Source organism: Bacillus cereus group sp. MG1, from assembly GCF_040460035.1.
Taxonomy (GTDB): Bacteria; Bacillota; Bacilli; order Bacillales; family Bacillaceae_G; genus Bacillus_A; species Bacillus_A cereus.
In genome coordinates this window covers 2232501-2237500 of sequence record NZ_JARVGY010000001.1, presented here as the reverse complement: position 1 = coordinate 2237500, position 5000 = coordinate 2232501, and the positions used below count along the sequence as shown (strand labels likewise).

The window sequence follows — 5000 nt, the reverse complement described above, 5'->3', positions numbered from 1 at the left end:
AACTATAACGGTCCTAAGGTAGCGAAATTCCTTGTCGGGTAAGTTCCGACCCGCACGAAAGGTGTAACGATTTGGGCACTGTCTCAACCAGAGACTCGGTGAAATTATAGTACCTGTGAAGATGCAGGTTACCCGCGACAGGACGGAAAGACCCCGTGGAGCTTTACTGTAGCCTGATATTGAATTTTGGTACAGTTTGTACAGGATAGGCGGGAGCCATTGAAACCGGAGCGCTAGCTTCGGTGGAGGCGCTGGTGGGATACCGCCCTGACTGTATTGAAATTCTAACCTACGGGTCTTATCGACCCGGGAGACAGTGTCAGGTGGGCAGTTTGACTGGGGCGGTCGCCTCCTAAAGTGTAACGGAGGCGCCCAAAGGTTCCCTCAGAATGGTTGGAAATCATTCGTAGAGTGCAAAGGCATAAGGGAGCTTGACTGCGAGACCTACAAGTCGAGCAGGGACGAAAGTCGGGCTTAGTGATCCGGTGGTTCCGCATGGAAGGGCCATCGCTCAACGGATAAAAGCTACCCCGGGGATAACAGGCTTATCTCCCCCAAGAGTCCACATCGACGGGGAGGTTTGGCACCTCGATGTCGGCTCATCGCATCCTGGGGCTGTAGTCGGTCCCAAGGGTTGGGCTGTTCGCCCATTAAAGCGGTACGCGAGCTGGGTTCAGAACGTCGTGAGACAGTTCGGTCCCTATCCGTCGTGGGCGTAGGAAATTTGAGAGGAGCTGTCCTTAGTACGAGAGGACCGGGATGGACGCACCGCTGGTGTACCAGTTGTTCTGCCAAGGGCATAGCTGGGTAGCTATGTGCGGAAGGGATAAGTGCTGAAAGCATCTAAGCATGAAGCCCCCCTCAAGATGAGATTTCCCATAGCGTAAGCTAGTAAGATCCCTGAAAGATGATCAGGTTGATAGGTTCGAGGTGGAAGCATGGTGACATGTGGAGCTGACGAATACTAATAGATCGAGGACTTAACCATATAATATGTAGCAAATGTTATCTAGTTTTGAAGGAATATGCCTTCAATAGTTTGGTGATGATGGCAGAGAGGTCACACCCGTTCCCATACCGAACACGGAAGTTAAGCTCTCTAGCGCCGATGGTAGTTGGGACCTTGTCCCTGTGAGAGTAGGACGTCGCCAAGCAAAAACCTAAGTCGTTTCGACTTAGGTTTTTTTGTGTTTATTTTTATTATTTAAAATATAAAGGTAAGAATTACCTTTATAAGAATATAGTCCAGATGTAACAAGAATGTTTGTGATCTTATATAAAAAGGTTATGTGAAAAGTAGCAATCTAGCTCTTTTAACATAACCTTTTGTGTTTTTAAAGGATTTTACATTAGAAAAAATCTATAATTAAGGTAGTTAACATATATTTTTGATGGGTGTGGGGGATTATGAAAGAAATATGCATGTTATTAGTGGCTGTTATATTATGGGGCACAGCCATTGCGCCAACAAAATGGGCGTTAGAATCTATTCAGCCGTTTACTTTGTTGTTTATTCGTCTTTTCTTTGCAGGTGGAATTTGTATGCTATTCTCATTTAAGCAACTACAAAAATCAGTTGTACATAAAAAAGTTCCATGGAAAAGAATGAGTTTGTTAGCTTTTACCGGTGTAGCTGGTTATTTTATGTTTACATCCTACGGTATTTCTCTAACCAGTGGATTACATGTGAGTATTATAGATGCTGCATTACCATTAGTTACAATTCTTTTTTCAGCACTCTTTTTGAAAGAGAAAATTCGATTGAATTATTGGATAGGAATTATATTGGGTGCTATAGGAGTACTCTTTATTACGATTCCATCTAAAAGTGCTAATCAAGAAGTGTCTTTAATAGGAGATATACTGATATTATTAAGTACTTTTCTATTTGCTTTCTACACAGTTTTGCTAAAACGACCAAAACAAGAACAGTATTTATCAAACGAGGTTTTTACAACACTAACTTTAATTATTGGAGCTGTTATTCTCTTACCGTTTGCACTGGTAGAAATTTTTTATTACGGTCTTCCAAAGGTTGAAACTTGGAAAACGGGACTTAGTGTAATATACCTTGTTATTGGAGCAACAATTTTAGCATATTGGTTTTGGAATAAAGCGCTAGAGAGAGTTTCAGCATCAGTAAGCGGATTATATTTAAATGCATTACCATTAATAAGTATTGTTACTTCAATTATTCTATTAAATGAATCTCTGACATGGAGAGTAATAATGGGAGCGAGTTTAGTTTTAATCGGAGTAGGATGGGCGGATAAGCAAAAGTTATGTAATCTATTAAAAGGTAACAAGGTGGAGAATAGAGACTGTTAAACAGTATGATTTATATAATTGAAATGTTAAAAAGATACCTTATATATAAAATGTACCCTATAGAATAGACACTTGAAAAAAGTCTATTCTATAGGGTATTTCTTGTATAATAAAAGGAAAATTGGGATCGGAGAATGTTGAAAATGACAAAAAAACTATTTACAGAAAGAGAAATTCAAATTCTATCAAATAACCTATACGTAAAATCTGTAAGTCAGAAAGGTATCACTTATACAGAGGAATTTAAGCATATTTTTATTGAGGAAAATGAAAAAGGAAAGCTACCTCGAAATATTTTTGAAGAATGTGGTTTTGATATAGATATGATTGGAATGAAACGAGTTATGTCATCGGGAAGTAGATGGCGTGCTGCTTATAGAAAAAATGGTGTATTGGGTTTAAGGGATACACGTATCGAAAACGCTGGAAGAACTCTTGAGAGAGAGCTTACGTTAGAAGAAAAGTATGCCCGTTTAGAAGCCGAACGAAACTTACTAAAGGCGGAAAACGAATTGCTAAAAAAAATCAAACTTATGGAAGGGAGGATGAGAAGGAAATAACACTACCACCTAGTCAGAAATTCATCTTGATTCGTTCTGTCATCATGAAATACAACTTAAGGAATATGGTCAGTCATTTGTGTAAAGTAGCTGGTGTATCCCGTTCGGGATACTATAATTACTTTTCAGTTTCATCTCAAGAACAACGGAAACAAAAGAGTGATCGAGATGAAATCTTGAAGGAAACCATATTAAAAGCACTTCGATTTAGAAATAGAAACAAAGGGGCTCGTCAGATAAAGATGACATTGGCGGGTCAGTTTCAAGTTGTCTACAATTTAAAGCGTATCCGTAGAATTATGAAGAAATACGAGATTATCTGTCCGGTTCGCAAAGCGAATCCTTATAAAAGAATGCTTAAAGCTACAAAAGAACATCGAATAGTACCAAATCAATTAAATCGGGAATTTAAACAAAATACCCCAGGGAAAACACTTCTTACAGATATCACCTATTTAGTTTACGGTAAGAATCAAAGGGCCTATTTATCTACAATTTTAGACGGCTCAACTAATGAAATTTTAGCTTACCATGTTTCAGAACAGATGACATTAGAGCTCGTAACGACAACTCTCCATAAACTAAAAAGGAATCCGCGGATTCGATTGACTGAAGGTGCTTATATTCATTCAGATCAAGGATCCCACTACACAAGCCCTACCTATCAAAAGCTAGTTAAAAAGCTAAACCTAGGACAATCCATGTCAAGAAGAGGAAACTGTTGGGATAACGCCCCACAAGAATCATTTTTTGGTCATCTGAAAGATGAAGCTCATATAAAACCTTGCGTGTCCTTTAATGAATTGAAACAAGAGATTAAGAAATATATGACGTATTATAATCATTATAGATATCAATGGAATTTAAAAAAGATGACTCCTGTTGGATACAGAAACCATCTTCTTGATGTTGCCTAACTTTTTTCAAAATGTCCTTTACAAAGGGTACAGATTAATTTGAGGTATCTTTTTTATTTAGCAAAGATAATAGACTAAAGTTAGTATGGATATTCTTTGCTGTATTTATATGTGTCGAAATCATTTTGAAATATTGTTTGGACAAGTTGTATACATTCAGTATCATAAAAGCTTTCAAAAGTCGGATGACGGGGAAATAAAGGATCAGTAATATCGCCTTCGCTAAAATCCCCTTTATAAATCATGGCGGGAGTTTGATGATGCCATGATGTTGAGAACTCATTTATTGGTGCGGTTTTTAATTCGAAACGCTTTTCTAATTCTTTCATTTCCTGATCGAAGTTTTCTAAGTATATATAATTGGTCACATATTCTTCTTCACCAGCTATATATTGTTGTGTGAAATGTGGGTTAATATCACTTGCGTGAGCTCCTTTCATAAATAGATAGTATAGAAATTGTTTAAATGAGATCCCTTTGGAGGAATTTTCATCTTGATATAAAAACTTTCGGATGGGTTTCCATTCGGGATGTTCCATATAAGGAGGTCCAATTAAGGATACGAAAGAACTGACTGCTCTCCTATAAGGGTTACGAACGAGTTTAAAAGTTTCTTTTTGTTTTTCTCGTAGAGCTATTCCTAGTCGTACACTATAGGTAGGTGTACTTTTGTATATATCATATTCATAATTATGAATGAAAGGGCTATAGCTTAGAGCGGTTTGTAATAAATCAATCTGGTAAAAGAACCACTTAACAAGAGAAGTACAACCGCTTTTTTGACTCCAAAATAGAATGATTGGAAACTTCCTATGATAGTGTGGGCTTCTTGAATGGGAGCTTATGATGTGTAATAAAGAAGGGTTGAACAAGTTCTACACTCCTTTCAGTTATCTTATTGATATGTATGAGAAATAAAAGGGGGGTATGAGAGTCTTTTTCATCTTTTAAAAAAAATGAAAGATTAATATTGACTATTATTATATAGAGGTGTAATATAGGACAAGTCGCCGATGACAATAACGTCGCAAGCGAAAAATGAAATAAAAAAACTTAGTTGACATTAACTAACGAAGATGTTAACATAAGGAAGTCGCAAATGAGCGACCAAGTAGTTCTTTGAAAACTGAACGAAACAAACAACGTGAAACGTCAATTTTTATTTTAGATGCTAGACAAACTAACTTTATTGGAG

At 37.3% G+C, this 5000-nt stretch carries 3 protein-coding genes and 3 rRNA genes (2 of these 6 cut by a window edge); 5 read left to right on the top strand and 1 reads right to left on the bottom strand.

Annotation, left to right across the window (positions count from 1 at the left end; translation table 11 throughout):
- From QCI79_RS11490 to QCI79_RS11475, 4 genes are all read left to right on the top strand, one after another.
- Positions 1-988, top strand: a 23S ribosomal RNA gene (locus QCI79_RS11490) (it extends 1935 nt beyond the left edge of the window).
- 50 nt (positions 989-1038) lie between these two features.
- Positions 1039-1154: ribosomal RNA gene (rrf, locus tag QCI79_RS11485) — 5S ribosomal RNA — on the top strand.
- 253 nt (positions 1155-1407) lie between these two features.
- On the top strand, positions 1408-2328 hold the full coding sequence (locus QCI79_RS11480) for a DMT family transporter (protein ID WP_000658284.1): 921 nt from the start codon (positions 1408-1410) through the stop codon (positions 2326-2328).
- A 134-nt stretch (positions 2329-2462) separates the two neighbouring features.
- Positions 2463-3805, top strand: a protein-coding gene (locus tag QCI79_RS11475; RefSeq protein WP_087942833.1) for an IS3 family transposase whose coding sequence is annotated in 2 segments (ribosomal slippage) — positions 2463-2844 and positions 2844-3805 — 1344 coding nt in all. Because the reading frame shifts where the segments join, the coding sequence is not laid out codon by codon here.
- 80 nt (positions 3806-3885) lie between these two features.
- Here QCI79_RS11475 and QCI79_RS11470 read toward each other — a convergent pair.
- Positions 3886-4677 (bottom strand): sulfotransferase family 2 domain-containing protein, encoded by a 792-nt coding sequence (locus QCI79_RS11470; protein ID WP_000483022.1) that lies wholly within the window; start codon positions 4675-4677, stop codon positions 3886-3888.
- Between the two features lie 314 nt (positions 4678-4991).
- On the opposite strand from QCI79_RS11470, the gene QCI79_RS11465 reads away from it, so the two are divergent.
- A 16S ribosomal RNA gene (locus tag QCI79_RS11465) occupies positions 4992-5000 on the top strand; it runs 1543 nt beyond the window's last position.

What these genes read in the sequence shown, in the direction of transcription:
- QCI79_RS11480 (WP_000658284.1), top strand. Translation starts at nt 1,408, where the DNA reads ATGAAAGAAATATGCATGTTATTAGTGGCTGTTATATTATGGGGCACA.